We start from the raw sequence: 16,009 nt of genomic DNA, 5'->3' as shown, positions 1-16,009 counted from the left end.
CCCGGCCGGGGCGAGCGGCGCGCGGTGTGGCTGGTGGAGACGGTGCTGGCCGCCGCGCGGGTGGACCTGTCGTCGGTGCGCTCGGTGTGCGCCGCCGTGCCCGGCCCGGTCGACCTGGACACCGGCGAGGTCGGCGCCATCACCTGCATGCCCGCCTGGGCGGGTGCCCGGCCCGCCGCCGACCTGTCCGACCGGCTGGGCGTCCCGGTCGCCGCCGAGAACGACGCCAACCTGGCCGCCCGGGCCGAGCTGGCCGAGGGCGCCGGGCGCGGCCTGCGGCACCTGGTGTACGTGCGGCTGGCCGAGGGCGTGGGCGCGGGGATCGTGGTCGACGGCCGCGTCTTCCCCGGGGCGGGCGGCACCGCCGGGGAGATCGGCCACCTGGGCCTCGACGAGCGCGGACAGGTGTGCCGCTGCGGCAACCGCGGGTGCCTGGAGACCCACGTGGGCTCCCGCTACCTGCTGGAGATGCTGCCCGTGCGGGGGACCGCCGGGACGCCCGGGACCGTCGCGGAGCTGGTGGAGGCGGCGGACGCGGGCGACCCCGGGGCGCGACGGGTGGTCGCCGAGGCCGGGACCGCGCTGGGCCGCGCCCTGGCGATGCTGGTGAACCTCTTCAACCCGGAGGCGCTCGTCATCGGCGGGGACCTGGCCGATGCGGGGGAGGACCTGATGGAGCCGATGCGCCGAAGCCTTGAACTGGGGGCGCTCGGCACCGCCGTGCAGCGGGTGAAGGTGGCGCGGGGCGCCTTGGGGGCCGACGCGGTGCTGCGCGGGGCCCTCGCGGCCGCCGCGGCCAGCGCCGACACCGCTGTGTGACGCCGCTCTCACCTACCGCTGTGACACGGTTCGGTAACGGCGGACACGGGCCACAGAACTTCACATATCTGGCATTATGGCTCTGACCTGCATGAACGCTTGCGTTCAAGGTTTAAAGCAAACCGTCGTGATGCTTCGGTGATGCGTTCAAGGCTTGACGACAACAGGCGCCGGGGTTTGACTTCACGTCATCCGTTCACCGGGCGCACCCCCATCGGGACCTCTCGGAACCCATGCGAGATCCCTCGAAGCACTCCCTGCACGGCACCGCCCGGTGCGCACCCCAGACCCGGAGGACCATCCCCTGTGAACACCACACGACGCTCCGCGCGGTTCGCCGCGACGGCCGCGGCGGCTGCCCTGGCCCTGCTCGCGGCCGGCTGCGGCTCCCTCACCACCAGCGGCCAGGACGCCGAGGGCGAGGCCAACAGCGTGGACGAGGGCTTCACCGTCGGCCTGCTGCTGCCCGAGTCCAAGACGGCGCGCTACGACAAGTTCGACAAGCCGTACTTCGAGGAGGCGCTGACCGAGCGCTGCGAGAACTGCGAGCTGCTCTACCAGAACGCCGACCAGGAGACCGCCAAGCAGCAGTCCCAGGCCGAGGCCATGCTGACCGACGGCGTGGACGTGCTGGTGCTCGACGCCGTGGACTCCGAGGCCGCCGCCAGCATCGTCAAGAACGCCAAGGGCCAGGGCGTCCCGGTCATCGCCTACGACCGGCTCGCCGAGGGCGGCGTCGACTACTACGTCTCCTTCGACAACGAGGAGGTCGGCCGCGTCCAGGGCCGCGCGCTGCTCGAGGCGCTCGACGCCGAGGACGCCGGGGACGACGCCGAGATCGTCATGATCAACGGCTCGCCCACCGACCCCAACGCCGGCGACTTCAAGTCCGGCGCCCACGAGGTCCTCGACGGCCAGGTGGACATCGCCAAGGAGTACGACACCCCGGACTGGTCGCCCGACCGCGCCCAGACCCAGATGGAGCAGGCGATCACCGCCGTCGGCGCCGACGAGATCGCCGGGGTCTACTCGGCCAACGACGGCATGGCCGCCGGGATCGTCGCCGCCCTCAAGAGCGCCGGCGTGGACGAACTGCCCCCCATCACCGGCCAGGACGCCGAGATCGCGGGCATCCAGCGGGTGGCCGCGGGCGAGCAGTACATGACCGTCTACAAGGCCATCCGCCCCGAGGCCGAGATCGCCGCGGACATGGCCGTGGCCGCGGCCACCGGCGAGGAGTACGACGGCGGCGAGCACGGCCTGACCCAGGTCGAGGACGCCTCCGGCGAGAAGGTCGACGCGGTCCTGCTCGAGCCGGTCTCGGTCACCGAGGACAAGATCGAGGAGACGGTCGTCTCCGACGGCTTCTACACCGTCGACGACATCTGCACCGACGACTTCGCCGACACCGACTTCTGCAAGGAGATGGCGGAGTAGGAGGCGGACCGTCCGGCCGAGGCGCGTGGGCCCATCCCCCGGCCCACCGCCCGGAACCGGCCGCACCCGGCCCCGGCCGGGGCAGGCCCACCCCCTCCGGGCCGCCCCGGCCCTCCCGGGAGCCCCCGGGGGCATCCCGCCCCCGGGGGCTCCCACCCCGCCCGCCGGGCACCGGCCCGCCGCGGCGCCCCCGTTCCCACCGGGGCCGCCGCGCGGGGTCGGCGCCCCCAGCCACGCCCACCGACCTCCGCCCGCCGGAGCCAAGGGGAAGACCCATGAGCACACCCGTCCTGGAACTGTCCGGGATTTCCAAGAGATTCGGCGCCGTCCAGGCGCTCAGCGACGTCGACCTGCGCATCGCCGCGGGCGAGGTCGTCGCCCTCCTCGGCGACAACGGCGCCGGGAAGTCCACCCTGGTCAAGGTCATCGCCGGCGCGCACGCCGCCGACGGCGGCCGGATCCTGTGGGAGGGCGCGCCGGTCTCCATCGCCAAGCCCGGCGACGCCCAGCGCCTCGGGATCGCGACCATCTACCAGGACCTCGCGCTCTGCGACAACCTGGACATCGTCGCCAACCTGTTCCTCGGCAACGAGCAGATGCGCCTGGGCACCCTCGACGAGGTCGAGATGGAGCGCAAGGCCCGCGAGCTGCTCGACTCGCTGTCGGTGAAGATCCCCAGCCTGCGGGTCCCGGTCGCCTCGCTGTCCGGCGGCCAGCGCCAGATCATCGCCATCGCCCGCGCGCTGCTCGGCGAGCCCAAGGTCGTCATGCTCGACGAGCCCACCGCCGCCCTCGGCGTCGCGCAGACCGCCCAGGTGCTCGACCTCATCGAGCGCCTGCGCGACCGCGGCCTCGGCGTGATCCTGATCAGCCACAACATGGCCGACGTGCGCGCCGTCGCCGACCGCGCCGCGGTGCTGCGCCTGGGGCGCAACGCCGGTGACTTCCAGGTCGAGGAGACCAGCTACGAGGAGATCGTGGCCGCGATCACCGGCGCGTCCGACAACCCGGTGGCGCGGCGCAACGAGCGCGTCGCGGCGTCCCAGACGGGAGACGAGTGATGGCGGCACAGCAGACACCGGTGGCCGCGGAGAACGGCCGGTCCGAACCGCAGGGTCCGGCCGACCCCCGGCTCATCGTCACCCGCACCTCCCCGGCCGGCCTGCTGGCCGCCGGCCTGCGCCGCCTGCGCGGCGGTGAGCTGGGCCCCGTCCCGGTCATCGTCGGCCTGATCGTGATCGCCGCGGTCTTCCAGACGCTGCACGGGCGCTTCCTGTCCCCGCAGAACCTGTCCAACCTGACCGTGCAGGTGGCGGCGGTCGGCCTGATGACCACCGGCGTCATCATGGTCCTGCTGCTGGGCGAGATCGACCTGTCCATCGGCTCGGTGGCGGGGGTCTCGGCCTCGATCACCGCGGTGCTCGCGGTGCGCTACGGCCTGCCCGAGTGGATGGCCATCGCCGCGGCGGTGGCGGCGGGCCTGGTGATCGGCCTGGTGCACGGCACCATCTTCGCCAAGGTGGGGGTGCCCGCCTTCGTGGTCACCCTGGCCGGGCTGCTGGGGTGGCAGGGCCTGCAACTCCAGCTGCTCGGCGGCGACGGCACCATCAACGTCAGCGACAGCGGGGCCATCGCGGCGCTCACCCAGACCTACTTCGTCCCCGCGGTGGGCTGGTTCCTGGCCGCGGTCGCCGTGGCCGCCTACGCGGTGTCCACCGCGCTCGGCGAGCGCCGCCGCGCCGCCGCGGGCCTGACGGCCAAGCCCGCGGGGGAGCAGCTGCTGCGCGCCGCGCTGCTGGCGGTCCTGGTGTTCGGCGCCGTCGCGGTGTTCAACCAGTTCAAGGGCGTGCCGCTGGCGTTCCTGGTCTTCGTGGGCTTCGTGGTCGCCTTCGACCTGATGCTGCGCAAGACCCGGTACGGCCGGATGGTGTTCGCCGTCGGCGGCGGCGCCGAGGCGGCCCGCCGTGCGGGCATCAACGTGGACCTGATCCGCATCTCGGTCTTCGGCCTGGCCTCGATGCTGTCCGCGCTGGGCGGCGTCATCCTGGTGTCCCGCTCCTTCTCGGCCAGCCTGGACACCGCCGCGGGCGAGGAGCTGATGATGGCCATCGCCGCCGCGGTCATCGGCGGCACGAGCCTGTTCGGCGGCCGCGGCAACGCCTACTCGGCGCTGCTGGGCGGCCTGGTGCTGGGCGCCATCACCTCGGGTCTGTACCTGCTGCAGATGGGCACCCCGGTGCGGTACATGATCACCGCGATCGTGCTGCTGGTGGCCGTGGTCCTGGACGCCGTCAGCCGCCGGAGCCGCAAGGCGCACGCCCGCGGAGGCTGATCACAGGCCCGCCGTCCCGTCCTGCCCGCCCCACGGCCCCCCTGGCTCCGGACCCGCGCCTCCCGTCCGTTCCGGCGCGGGTCCGGGAGGGGGTCGGAGCCCAGAGGCGGGAGAGGCGGGCGGACGATCGAGCGAGCCCCGTCGGGTCGGTGTGCGACCGGCCCGACGGGGCGTCGTCGTTCCCCTCGCGCCCCCTCACGCGCGCAGATGGTCCAGCAGACCGGCCGGTTCGGGGTAGGGCGGCTCGTCGGGGAGGAGGCGCCGGGCCGACTCCAGGTCGCCCTTGCGCACATGGCCGTGGATCTCCTTGGCGAGTGCGGTCACGTCGGTAATGGAGACCGTCCACTCGTCGGCGTAGCGGCGGGCCGCCTCGCCCATGAGGCCGAGCTGCAGCGAACGGTGGGGGAGCGGCCGGAGGTACAGGTCGCGCTCGGGGTCCCACTGGACACGGGTCGGAGCCTGCCGCAGTTCGCGCTTCCAGGCGTCCTGGTCGGCGTGCAGGCCGGGCCGGTAGTGGGACAGGCACGCGCGCTCCAGCGCCCACTCGAAGCCCTCGCGGGTGATCTCGACGGCGAGGACGGTCTCCTGGTCCTGCTTGGCGGCCCAGCCGCAGCGGTACATCATCCAGAGGAACGACGGCTTGATCCACGTCATCCGCTCGCGCTTCCAGGACGAGGGGAAGGCCCCGTCCCGGGCCGCGGGCAGGCCGATCCTCGGGGCGTACGCCTGGTAGACGACGACCGTGGTCCCGGTGTGGCGGGCGCGGATCTGATGGCGGGGGACGGCCCCTGCCGTCCCTGTGGTCTCTGTCGTCTCGGTCACGCCGACAGTGTGTCGGTGGGCCCCCGCCTGGCGCCATCGATTTCTCCGCAGGGGCGGGATGTGCGGAAGGGGCGGAAGGGGCGCACGGTCATCGGATCTCCCGATCACCGTACCCCCGGATTCCTATCGGTATCGGGGAGATATACCGTCTGCGGAATCATGCCCGATCCGCTCTTCCTCGCCGTGGCCGGAACCGCCGTGGTCGTCGGCGCCGCCGTGCAGAGCAGTGTGGGGCTGGGGCTCGGCCTGGTCGCCGCCCCGGTCATCTCGCTGCTGGACGCCTCGCTCATGCCCGTCGCCCTGCTCATCGCGACCGGAGTGCTCCCCGTCTTCACCCTGGTCGCGGAGTGGCGCCACATCGACTGGCGCGGCCTGGCCTGGGGCGTCCCGGCCCGGGTGCCCGGGTCCCTGATCGGGGTGTGGGTGGTCGCCACTTTGGACCCCGCCATGCTCGGCGCCGCCGTGGGGGCGATGGTCCTGGTCGCGGTGGGGCTGTCGCTGCTGCCGGTGCGGGTGCGCCCCACCCCCGGGACCCTGCTGGCCGCCGGGACGGTGTCCGGGGCGATGGGCACCGCCACCTCCATCGGCGGGCCGCCCATCGCCCTGCTCTACCAGCACGAGGACGGGCCGCGGGTGCGCGCCACCCTCGCCGGCTTCTTCCTCGCGGGCATCACCATCTCCCTGGCCATGCTCGCCGCCACAGGGCAGGCCGACGCCCGCCAGCTCGCCTCCGGGGCCGCGCTGCTGCCCTGCGTGGTCGCCGGATACCTGCTGGGGCGCCCGCTGCGCCGGCTCGTCGACGAGGGGCTCCTGCGCACCGCCCTGCTGTGCACGGTCGCGGTCTCGGGCACCGTGCTCATCGTCCGCTCGTTCCTGTGACCGGCGCTCCTGCCAACGGCGCTCCCGCGACCGGCGCGGGCCCGCGGCCTGGGGTAGGCTCCGGCGACCATGGGCACAGGTGAAGGAACCCGGGCACGGCGCGGCCCCACCGCCGAGGAGCTGCGGTCGGCGCACGGCGCCACCATCCCCGACGTCCTCGGCCCCGGTCTGAACGTCCTGTTCTGCGGCATCAACCCGGGCCTGTACTCGGGGTGGACCGGGCACCACTTCGCCCGCCCGGGCAACCGCTTCTGGCCCGCCCTGCACCGGGCCGGGTTCACCCCGCGCCTGCTGCGCCCCGACGAGCAGGACGAGCTGCCCCGGTGGGGCCTGGGCATCACCAACATCGCCGCGCGCGCCACCGCACGCGCCGACGAGCTCACCCCCGACGAGCTGCGCGAGGGCGGGCGGGCCCTGGCCGAGCGCACCGAGCGCCTGGCGCCCGGCGTGCTGGCCGTCCTGGGCGTGACCGCCTACCGGTCGGCCTTCGGGGCGCCCAGGGCCCGCATCGGCCCCCAGGACGACGTGCGGATCGGCGGCGTCCCGGTGTGGGTGCTGCCCAACCCCAGCGGCCTCAACGCCCACTGGACGGTCGACGCGATCGCCGGGGAGCTCCGGCGGGTGCGCGAGCGCCACGGCGGCGGCCCCGCGGGCGGACCCGGCGGCCGAGCCGCCGCCCCCGCGCACGGATCCCCCGGGCCGGGGGCGCACAGGTCTACGGGGCGGTAGGTTCGGGTAATGCAAGGGTCACGGCGACCGTAGACTCGGGGGGACCGCGCGTGGGGCGGCCGCCCGCACCCGCGAGTCGGAACGCTGACTGAGGGGACTGACGAGAGTTGACGCTGCTCGAATCGGTGCGCAATCCGGACGATCTGAAGAGGCTCCCGGCCGAGCGCATCCCGGCGCTGGCCGCCGAGATCCGTGAGTTCCTCGTCTCCGAGGTCTCGCGCACCGGCGGGCACCTGGGCCCCAACCTGGGCGTCGTCGAACTGACCATCGCCCTGCACCGCGTCTTCGACTCCCCGCGCGACCCGGTGCTCTTCGACACCGGCCACCAGGCCTACGTGCACAAGATGCTCACCGGCCGCCAGGACTTCTCCCGGCTGCGCAGCGAGGGCGGCCTGTCCGGCTACCCCGCCCGCGCCGAGTCCGAGCACGACTTCATCGAGAACTCGCACGCCTCCACCGTGCTCTCCTACGCCGACGGCCTGGCCAAGGCCAACGAGGTGCACGGCCGCACCGGCAGCACCGTTGCCGCGGTCATCGGCGACGGCGCCCTCACCGGCGGCATGGCCTGGGAGGCGCTCAACAACATCGCCGAGGGTGAGCGGCGCCGCCTGGTCATCGTCGTCAACGACAACGGCCGCTCCTACTCGCCGACCATGGGCGGGCTCGCCGACCACCTGGCGTCGCTGCGCATGACGCCCGGCTACGAGCAGGCCCTGGACATGGCCAAGACCGCGCTCAACCGCGCCCCCGTCGTCGGCCAGCCCCTCTACGACGCCCTGCACGGCCTGAAGAAGGGCCTCAAGGACGCCATCCAGCCCCAGATCATGTTCGAGGACCTGGGCCTGAAGTATCTGGGCCCCATCGACGGCCACGACGAGGCCGCGGTGGAGAAGGCGCTGCGCCGCGCCCGCGACTACGGCGGCCCGGTGATCGTGCACTGCATCACCCGCAAGGGCAAGGGCTACGCCCCGGCCGAGAACCACGACGAGGACCAGTTCCACGCCCCCGGCGCGTTCGACCCCGAGACCGGCCGCGCCAAGTCCTCCCCGGGCGGCGGCGTGAAGTGGACCAAGGTCTTCAGCGAGGAGATGGTGCGCCTGGGCGGCGAGCGCGACGACCTGGTCGCCATCACCGCCGCCATGCTCCACCCCACCGGCCTGGCCCCCTTCGCCGAGGCCTACCCCGACCGCACCTACGACGTGGGCATCGCCGAGCAGCACGCCGTCACCTCGGCCACCGGCCTGGCCATGGGCGGGGTGCACCCGGTGGTGGCCGTCTACGCCACCTTCCTCAACCGCGCCTTCGACCAGGTCCTCATGGACGCCGCCCTGCACCGCCAGGGCATCACCCTGTGCCTGGACCGGGCCGGCATCACCGGCACCGACGGCGCCAGCCACAACGGCATGTGGGACCTGTCCATCCTGCAGGTGGTGCCCGGCCTGCGCCTGGCCGTGCCGCGCGACGCCACCCGGCTGCGCGAGGAGCTGCGCGAGGCGGTGGCCGTGGACGACGCCCCCACCGTGCTGCGCTACCCCAAGGGCACCGTGGGCGAGGACATCCCGGCGGTCGGCCGCATGGGCGGCATGGACGTGCTGCGCAGCGCCGCCGACGCGGGCCACTCCAAGGACCTGCTGCTCGTCGCCGTCGGCGCGATGGCCCGCACCTGCTGCGAGGCCGCCGACCGCCTGGCCGACGAGGGCATCGGCGCCACCGTGGTCGACCCGCGCTGGGTCAAGCCCCTGGACCCGGCCCTGGTCGAGGAGGCGGCGGACTACCGCGCCGTGGCCGTGGTGGAGGACAACGGCCGCGTGGGCGCGGTCGGCGACGCGGTGGCCCGCGCGCTGCGCGACGCCGAGCTGGACATGCCGGTGCGCACCTTCGGCGTGGAACAGGAGTTCCTCGACCACGCCTCGCGCGATGCCGTCCTGGAGAAGATGGGCCTGACCCCGCAGGTGCTCGCGCGGCGCCTGATGGGCACCGTGTCCCGCCTGACCGACGCCGGCCGCTCCGAGCGCGAACTGGCCGACGGCGAGCCCGCGCAGAGCTGACCCCGCCCCACCCGCGTTGATCTCGGGAGAACCGCCCCTGAAACCGCGCTGGTAGCGTCCTTTCTCCCGAGATCAACGACGGGGGAGGCCGCGCGGGTGATCCCCCCGCCGCCGGCGGATGCGGGACAATGGAGGCATGAGTTCTCCCGAGACCCTGCGCGTGGCGGTCATCGGTTCCGGTCCGGCGGGCATCTACACCGCCGACGCCCTGACCCGGCAGAACCGCGAGCACGTCGCCGTCGACGTCCTCGACCGCCTTCCCACCCCCTACGGGCTGGTGCGCTACGGCGTGGCCCCGGACCACACCAAGATCAAGGGCGTCGCCCGCGCGCTGCGCACGGTCCTGGAGCACCCCCGCGTGCGCTTCCTGGGCGGGGTGGACTACGGCCGCCACGTCGGCCTGGAGGACCTCCGGGGCGCCTACCACGCCGTCGTGTTCGCCACCGGCGCCCCCACCGACCGCCGCATGGGCGTGCCCGGGGAGGACCTGCCCGGCAGCGTCGCCGCCACCGACTTCGTCAACTGGTACTGCGGCCACCCCGACACCGAGGTGGAGCGGTTCCTCCTGGACTCCGAGGAGGTGGCGGTCGTCGGCGCGGGCAACGTCGCCCTGGACGTGGCGCGGATGCTCGCCAAGGGCGCCGACGAGCTGCGCGCCACCGACGTGCCGCAGCCGATGCTGGACGTGCTCGCGGCCAGCAAGGTGCGGCGGATCAGCGTGGTGGCCCGGCGCGGCCCGCTGCACGCCAAGTTCACCGCGCCCGAGCTGCGCGACATCGGCGAGCTGGCCAACGCCGACACGGTGGTCGACCCCGCCGAGGTCGCCATCGACCCCAACGGCGAGGAGATGCTCGGCGCCGCGCGCGCGGCCCGCACCAACCTGCGCTACCTGAAGGAGTGGGCCGAGCGCTCCCCGGCGGGGCGCCCGCGCGAGGTGCGGTTCCGCTTCTGGCGGCGCCCCGTGCGGCTGAACGGCGCCGAACGTGTGCAGTCCCTGACCGTGGAGCGGACCGTGCTCGACGCCGACGGCCGCGTGCAGGGCACCGGCGAGACCGAGGAGGTCCCGGCCGGGATGGTGTTCCGCTCCATCGGCTACCAGGGGCTTCCGCTTCCGGACCTGCCCTTCGACGAGGGCGGCGCGACGGTCCCGCACGAGGAGGGCCGCGTCGTGGACGCGGCGGGGGAGCGGCTGTCCGGGGTGTACGTGGCCGGGTGGATCAAGCGCGGCGCGACCGGTGTGATCGGGACCAACAAGTCCGACGCGGCGGCGACGGTGCGGTCGCTGCTGGACGACGCCGACCGCCTCCGGGAGGGCGGCGGCCCCCGGGAGCACCCCGACACACTCCTGGAGCGCTCGGGCGCCGAGGTGAACGACTACGAGGGCTGGCTGGCCATCGACGCGGCGGAGGCGGCCCTGGCCGACCGCCTGGGCCGCGGCGACCGGGTGAAGCTGCTGGGCTGGGAGGAGTTCCGCCGGGCCGCCCGGGGCTGACCCGTTCCGGCCCGAGCGGCGATGATCTCGACGAAGGTGCTGTCATTTAGGCGGATGAGGCAGCACTTCCGTCGAGATCATCGCAGGGTCAGCTCACCTCGCCCGCCGGGGCCTCGAAGGTGTTGCACGCGGACAGCGTGTCCCCGGTCGCCCCCTGCTCGTACCAGTGGCGGCGGTTCTTCGAGGTGCCGTGGGTCGGCAGGTCGCCCCCGCCGTTGAGCTCCTCGTTGACCCGCTCGATCTCCGCGGTCTCGAATCCCAGGCCCCGCATGGCGATGCCGCCCATGCACTCGGCCTGCAGCTCGGTGCGGCGCAGCGCCCGCAGCGAGCCCTCCTCGCTGCCGGCCTGGACCTCCATGTCGTAGGTCTGGTCCAGCACCCCGGTCACCTGCTGGACGTGGTGGCCGTACTCGTGCCCGATGAGCGCCGACCAGACCGCCTCCTGGTCCCGGTCGGAGAACTCCTTCGAGATCTCGGTGACGTTGGGGACCACGACGGTGATCACGTGCTCCTCGCCGTCGTAGTAGGCCATGGTGGTGCCCTCGTCGTCGGCGAACGCCGTGGGGTCGGTGTCGGTGGTGGCGAACTCGGGGTCCGCCACGCGCAGGCCCAGCTCCTCCAGGCGCGGGCGCCACAGGTCGTTCAGGCACACGCCGAGTTCGGCGGTGAATTCCTCCCAGGACGCGTCGGAGGACGGGTCGAGGTCGGGCACGGTGCAGTCCACCGTCGCGGGCATGTCGAGGTCGTAGGCGGGGTGGTCGTAGACGCCGACCTCGACCGCGCCCGGGCGCTCGGTGAGCGCGGGAGCGTACTCGCCGCTGATGCTCTCCGAGCGCGCGGGCTCGACGTCCTGGGCGGACTGGGCGAACACCATGAACAGCGCCGTCAGGGCGGCGCCGACCGACACCAGGGCCGAACCGGTGATGGCCGTCCACATCACCCCGCGCGATGGGCCGCGCTTGCGGGGCGGCCGGGGCGGTGGCGGCGCCGCGTAGCCGGGGAAGCCGTGTCCGCCGGGCGGCGCGTATCCGGGGCCGTAGTGGCCCGGAGGCGGGGCCGATGGGCCCTGCGGGTACGGCGCCTGCGGCACGTGCTGCTGCGCAGGGTAGGCCTGCGGGTGCGGGGCGTGCGGGTGATGGGGCGCCTGGTAGGGCGGGCCCTGCGGACGGGGCGGGGGCGCCGGAGAGGCGCCGTCACCGCCGTGCGTGTGCTCCACTGGGCCCCGTCCTTCCGCCTGTGATCCGTTCCGCGCCCAGGTCCGGGCAAGGGTGGATGATCAACCTTAATCGGACACGGGGGGCGACGATAGCGCGAAGGCCGCCTCCGGGGCGACCGGAGGCGGCCGTGACGGTGCGGGAACCGCGCGTGCGGGCGGTGCGTCCATGCCGGTTGGAGCCGGTCGGCCCGGCGTTTCCGGGCGGTCGCGCCGATGGTCGTGCCGATGGCCGCCCGGGTGCTCGCGGGCGGGCCCGGGGCGGGGTACGCGCGGCCGCCGTCGGCGTCAGTCCTGGTCGGACGCCCGGCAGGCCGCGCCCGATGGCGCCAGGATGTCCTGGAGCTCGGCCTCGAACAGGGGCTCCATGTCGCCCATGATGGGCGTCAGGTGCTCGGCGACCTCCATGCTCACCAGCCCGTAGAGGCGCACCCAGCACGACATGAGCACCCGCAGCGCCCCGTAGGAGGCGTTGTCGATGGTGAAGCCGGTCTTGGCGGCGAACGCGTCCAGCCGCTCGCGCAGCTCCGGGCCGATCTCGTCGTCCGCGGGGAGCGGGATGCGCCCCTCGGCCAGCATGCGGTCGAACAGGGAGAAGAACGACGCCGCGAACTCCTGCCCGGCCTCCAGCACCCGCTGGTCCGGGGCGTCCTGCGGGGCGGGGGTGGCGAACAGCAGGGAGAACTCGGCCCGGTGGGACAGGGCCCAGCTGCGGAAGGCGCGCAGCGAGGCCAGGATGCGCCCGTCGGTGTCGTCGGTGGGCAGCGGCGCCGCGGCGCCGGCCACCGCCTCGGACAGCTCGTGGAACAGGTCCGCGCGCACGGCGTTCAGCAGGTCGTCGAGCCCGGAGAAGTAGCGGTACAGGCCCGGGGCGGTCATGCCCATGTCGCGGGCGATCGCGCGCAGTGACACCCCGGACGGCCCCTCGGCGGCCAGGCGCCGCCGGGCATTGTCCTTGATCTCCCGGAGTGTGGCCTCGCGCACACGTTCGCGCCGCCCCGGTGCCGCGGCCTCCCCGGGGCCGGCCTGCGCCTGTGTGCCGCCGCCGGTCGGCGCCGACGCCTCTGCGGGCACATCCGCCTCCTCGATGGGCGCCGCGGCGGTTCGGTCCCGCCCGGCGCGCCGTTGACAAGTGTGAGCAGTGTCAGCTTTAGTGAACGGCGTAAAGCTTACGGTGTTCACTGACATCTCACGTTAACAGCAAGCCGAGGTCCTCCATGTTCTCAGCGCTGGGGCGTTTCACCTACCGCGGCCGCCTGTGGGTGCTGGCCGCCACCCTCGTGCTCGCCGCCGCGGCGGCCGTCTGGGGCGGCGGCCTGTTCGGCGCCGTGAGCGACGGCGGCTTCGAGGACCCCGGCGCCGAGTCCACGCGCGCCGCCGAGACCATCGAACGCGAGCTGGGGCACGACGGCGTGGACGTCGTCGCCGTGTTCAGCAGCGACGAGATCCGCTACGACAACCCCACCTTCGCCAACCTCATCGAGCGCATGCGCGACGAGCTGCCCGAGGAGCAGGTCGCCTCCGCCACCACCTACCTGGACGAGGGCCTCACCGACACCGAGCGCGGCATCCTGCTCGCCGAGGACGGCCACGCCACCTACGTCCCGATCACCATCGAAGGCTCCACCAAGGACGAGCGGATGGAGAACTTCCAGGAGATCAAGGACGACATCAGCGCGGGCCCGCTGGAGGTGCGCCTGGGCGGCCCCCTCCCCGTCGAGCAGGAGATCTCCGAGCGCGCCGAGAGCGACGTGGTGCGCGCCGAGCTCGTCTCCCTGCCCCTGCTCCTCGCGCTGCTGGTGGTCATCTTCGGCGGCGTCGTGGCCGCCCTCACCCCACTGGCCGTGGGAGGTCTGGCGATCGTCGGCTCCCTGGCGATGCTGCGCGCCCTGACCTACGTCACCGAGGTGTCGGTGTTCGCGGTCAACGTCGCCACCCTCCTCGGCCTCGGCCTGGCCATCGACTACGGGCTGTTCATCGTCAGCCGCTTCCGGGAGGAGGCGGCCGCCGGACGGCCGGTCGCCGAGGCGGTGGCGCGGACCCTGTCCACCGCCGGGCGCACCGTCGCCTTCTCCGGCGTCACCGTCATGATCTCCTTCGCCGGGCTGCTGTTCTTCCCCCAGCCGATGCTGCGCTCCATCGGCATGGGCGGCATCGCGGTCGTGCTGTTCGACATGCTGGCCGCGCTGGTGGTGCTGCCCGCGCTCCTCGCCGTGGTCGGGCGGCGCATCGACGCCCTGCCGGTCTTCCCGCGGATGCGCCGCCGCCGCGCCCTCAGTGCCACCGCCGCGCTCGCCGCAGGGGCGGAGCGGGTCGCGGCCTCCGGAGGCGGGTGGGCGCGCCTGGCGCACAGTGTCATGCGCCGCCCCGTGCTGTACCTGGTCGCGGTGGCGGGGGTGCTGATCGCCTTCGCCTCGGCGCTGGCCTCCACCCACGTCGGCTCCACCGACCAGCGCTACCTCCCCGCGGAGGCCGACGGGAGGGAGGCCTCGGAGATGCTGTCCGAGGAGTTCCCCGCCGGGGACGTGGCCACCGCGGACATCGCCGTCACCGGCGACCTCACCGGCGACGCGGGGGAGCGCGCGCTGGAGGACTACACCGGCCGCCTGGAAGGGCTCGACGGGGTCCTGCGGGCCGATGTGGAGCGCGTGGGCGCCACCGCCGCGCACGTGTCCGTGGCCTATGAGGGCGAGGTGGACGCCCCGGCCACCCAGCGCCTGGTCGAGGACCTGCGCGCCGAGCCCGGGCCCGACGGCGCAGACGAGGTCCTGGTGGGCGGCGTCGCCGCGCAGCAGAAGGACACCCTGGACGGCATCCTGAACGCCGTCCCGGTGACGCTCGGCTTCGTCATCGCCGTGACGCTGGTGCTGCTGTTCATGGCCTTCGGGTCGCTGGTCCTGCCCGTCAAGGCCGTCCTCATGGGCTTCCTGTCGCTCGGGGCGTCCCTGGGCGTGGTCATCTGGGGGTTCCAGGAGGGGCACCTGGCGGCCCTGCTCGGCTTCGACGCGGTCGGCACGATCGACCCGACCTACCTGGTGCTGATCCTGGTGGTGTCCTTCGGGCTGGCCATGGACTACGAGCTGTTCCTGCTCAGCCGGGTCCGCGAGGAGTACCTGCACTCCGGCGACAACGCCCACTCGGTCGCGGTCGGACTGCAGCGCACGGGCAGGATCATCACGAGCGCGGCGCTGCTGCTCGTGGTGGTGCTGGCCGCGATGGGCACCTCGGCGCTGCTGTCGCTGAAGATCATCGGCATCGGGCTGGCGGTGGCCGTGGTGGTCGACGCGACGCTGGTGCGGGCGCTGCTCGTCCCGGCGACCATGCGCCTGCTGGGCGACGTGAACTGGTGGCTGCCCCGCCCGCTGCGGTGGCTGCACGACCGCATCGGCATCAGCGAGGGCGGCGAGGAGGACGGGGACGCCGGGGCAGTGGGCCCCGAGAGCGGGCACAAGGCGCCGCAGGAGGCTTGACGGCCCACGGGGGCGCACCCGGTGTGGGGGGCGGCGGTGGGGCAGCCTCTCCGTCCGCCCCTCAGCGGCCTCCGGCCGGGGTCGGGCGGCGGTCGGTGAAGGGCAGGTCCGGCTTGTGGCGGCGGGCCTCGGCGAGGACCTCGTCCACCGTGCGGTTCCACGTCGGGCGGATCCGCACGGCCGGCTCGGGGTGCCAGGGGGAGGGCGGCAGCTCCGGCGGCTCCTCCCCGGTCAGGAAGACCAGGTAGTGCAGGAACACGGTGCCGCCCCGGTGGTGGAGCGCCTTCGCGGTCGCGCACACCCCGGTGACCTCCTCCCAGGGGAGGACGAGGTCGTCGGCGGCCGAACGCGGCCAGGGCGCCGGGACGCGCACGCCGTCGTCGTCCAGCAGCAGCACCGGCCGGCGCGACAGGTGCCGGGAGGCGGCCAGGAGCCCGCCCCCGCCGAACAGGACGATCGCCAGCACGCCCATCACGACGTCGAGCGTCCCGCCCTTGGTGACCAGCGCGGCGCCGATCCCGGTGAACACGGCGCACCCCACGGCGAGCCAGGCCCCCTCCCAGGTGGCCCGGAGCCGGTTGGTGACCGCGAAGACGGCCCCTCCGCCGCCCCGCACGTCCGCGTCGTCGGCCTCGTCGGCGTCCATACCTCCAGGGTAGGGCGTTCCAGCGAGGCGGACGGGGACGCGAACGGCCCTGCGTCGCGCGTGTCCCCGTTGACGCTTCTATGTCAAGCGGCCAACGAGAGTGCTTGTTGCTCGCGGGCCGT

Annotated in this window: 13 protein-coding genes; 9 read left to right on the top strand and 4 right to left on the bottom strand. The window is 73.8% G+C overall.

Annotation, left to right across the window (positions count from 1 at the left end; genetic code table 11):
* From O4J56_RS29410 to O4J56_RS29395, 4 genes are all read left to right on the top strand, one after another.
* Window positions 1-819, top strand: an 819-nt coding sequence (locus O4J56_RS29410; protein WP_270690325.1) for an ROK family protein, incomplete at its 5' end; no start/stop codon positions are given.
* A 306-nt stretch (window positions 820-1,125) separates the two neighbouring features.
* Window positions 1,126-2,256 carry an ABC transporter substrate-binding protein gene (locus O4J56_RS29405; RefSeq protein WP_270690324.1) on the top strand — a complete coding sequence of 377 codons (1,131 nt, stop codon included), beginning with the start codon at window positions 1,126-1,128 and terminating at the stop codon, window positions 2,254-2,256.
* Window positions 2,257-2,531: 275 nt separating this feature from the next.
* Window positions 2,532-3,317: an ATP-binding cassette domain-containing protein gene (locus O4J56_RS29400; RefSeq protein WP_270690322.1), complete on the top strand. Its 786-nt coding sequence runs from the start codon at window positions 2,532-2,534 to the stop codon at window positions 3,315-3,317.
* On the top strand, window positions 3,317-4,588 hold the full coding sequence (locus tag O4J56_RS29395) for a sugar ABC transporter permease (protein WP_270690320.1): 1,272 nt from the start codon (window positions 3,317-3,319) through the stop codon (window positions 4,586-4,588). The genes O4J56_RS29400 and O4J56_RS29395 overlap by 1 nt, the downstream gene beginning before the upstream one ends.
* 195 nt (window positions 4,589-4,783) lie before the next feature.
* Here O4J56_RS29395 and O4J56_RS29390 read toward each other — a convergent pair whose 3' ends face one another.
* Window positions 4,784-5,410, bottom strand: a complete 627-nt coding sequence (locus tag O4J56_RS29390) for a DUF4291 domain-containing protein (protein WP_270690318.1) — start codon at window positions 5,408-5,410, stop codon at window positions 4,784-4,786.
* Between the two features lie 159 nt (window positions 5,411-5,569).
* Between O4J56_RS29390 and O4J56_RS29385 the strand changes: the two genes are divergently transcribed.
* The 4 genes from O4J56_RS29385 to O4J56_RS29370 all read left to right on the top strand — a co-directional run bounded on the left by O4J56_RS29385 (window position 5,570) and on the right by O4J56_RS29370 (window position 10,558).
* Entirely contained in the window at window positions 5,570-6,289 is a 720-nt protein-coding gene (locus O4J56_RS29385) for a sulfite exporter TauE/SafE family protein (RefSeq protein WP_270690317.1), read from the top strand.
* A 69-nt stretch (window positions 6,290-6,358) separates the two neighbouring features.
* Window positions 6,359-7,018, top strand: coding sequence for a G/U mismatch-specific DNA glycosylase (mug, locus tag O4J56_RS29380; RefSeq protein WP_270690316.1), 660 nt, complete (start codon window positions 6,359-6,361; stop codon window positions 7,016-7,018).
* Between the two features lie 107 nt (window positions 7,019-7,125).
* Window positions 7,126-9,066 (top strand): 1-deoxy-D-xylulose-5-phosphate synthase, encoded by a 1,941-nt coding sequence (gene dxs / locus O4J56_RS29375; protein WP_270690315.1) that lies wholly within the window; start codon window positions 7,126-7,128, stop codon window positions 9,064-9,066.
* Between the two features lie 136 nt (window positions 9,067-9,202).
* Window positions 9,203-10,558 carry an FAD-dependent oxidoreductase gene (locus O4J56_RS29370; RefSeq protein WP_270690314.1) on the top strand — a complete coding sequence of 452 codons (1,356 nt, stop codon included), beginning with the start codon at window positions 9,203-9,205 and terminating at the stop codon, window positions 10,556-10,558.
* 88 nt (window positions 10,559-10,646) lie between these two features.
* Here the strand turns inward: O4J56_RS29370 and O4J56_RS29365 are convergent, their stop codons facing one another.
* On the bottom strand, window positions 10,647-11,774 hold the full coding sequence (locus O4J56_RS29365) for a neutral zinc metallopeptidase (protein ID WP_270690313.1): 1,128 nt from the start codon (window positions 11,772-11,774) through the stop codon (window positions 10,647-10,649).
* A gap of 285 nt (window positions 11,775-12,059) precedes the next feature.
* Window positions 12,060-12,845 (bottom strand): TetR/AcrR family transcriptional regulator, encoded by a 786-nt coding sequence (locus O4J56_RS29360; RefSeq protein ID WP_270690312.1) that lies wholly within the window; start codon window positions 12,843-12,845, stop codon window positions 12,060-12,062.
* 143 nt (window positions 12,846-12,988) lie between these two features.
* Here O4J56_RS29360 and O4J56_RS29355 point away from each other — a divergent pair, with 143 nt between their 5' ends.
* Complete coding sequence (locus O4J56_RS29355; protein WP_270690311.1) at window positions 12,989-15,241, top strand: MMPL family transporter; 2,253 nt, start codon at window positions 12,989-12,991, stop codon at window positions 15,239-15,241.
* 61 nt (window positions 15,242-15,302) lie between these two features.
* On the opposite strand, the gene O4J56_RS29350 is transcribed toward O4J56_RS29355, so the two are convergent.
* Window positions 15,303-15,887 carry an STM3941 family protein gene (locus tag O4J56_RS29350; RefSeq protein WP_270690310.1) on the bottom strand — a complete coding sequence of 195 codons (585 nt, stop codon included), beginning with the start codon at window positions 15,885-15,887 and terminating at the stop codon, window positions 15,303-15,305.
* Window positions 15,888-16,009: the final 122 nt, after the last annotated feature.

It is taken from the genome of Nocardiopsis endophytica (assembly GCF_027706725.1).
Classification (GTDB): domain Bacteria; phylum Actinomycetota; class Actinomycetes; order Streptosporangiales; family Streptosporangiaceae; genus Nocardiopsis_A; species Nocardiopsis_A endophytica.
The sequence above is the reverse complement of the archived record's forward strand: the minus strand, read 5'-3'. Positions and strand labels throughout refer to the sequence as shown.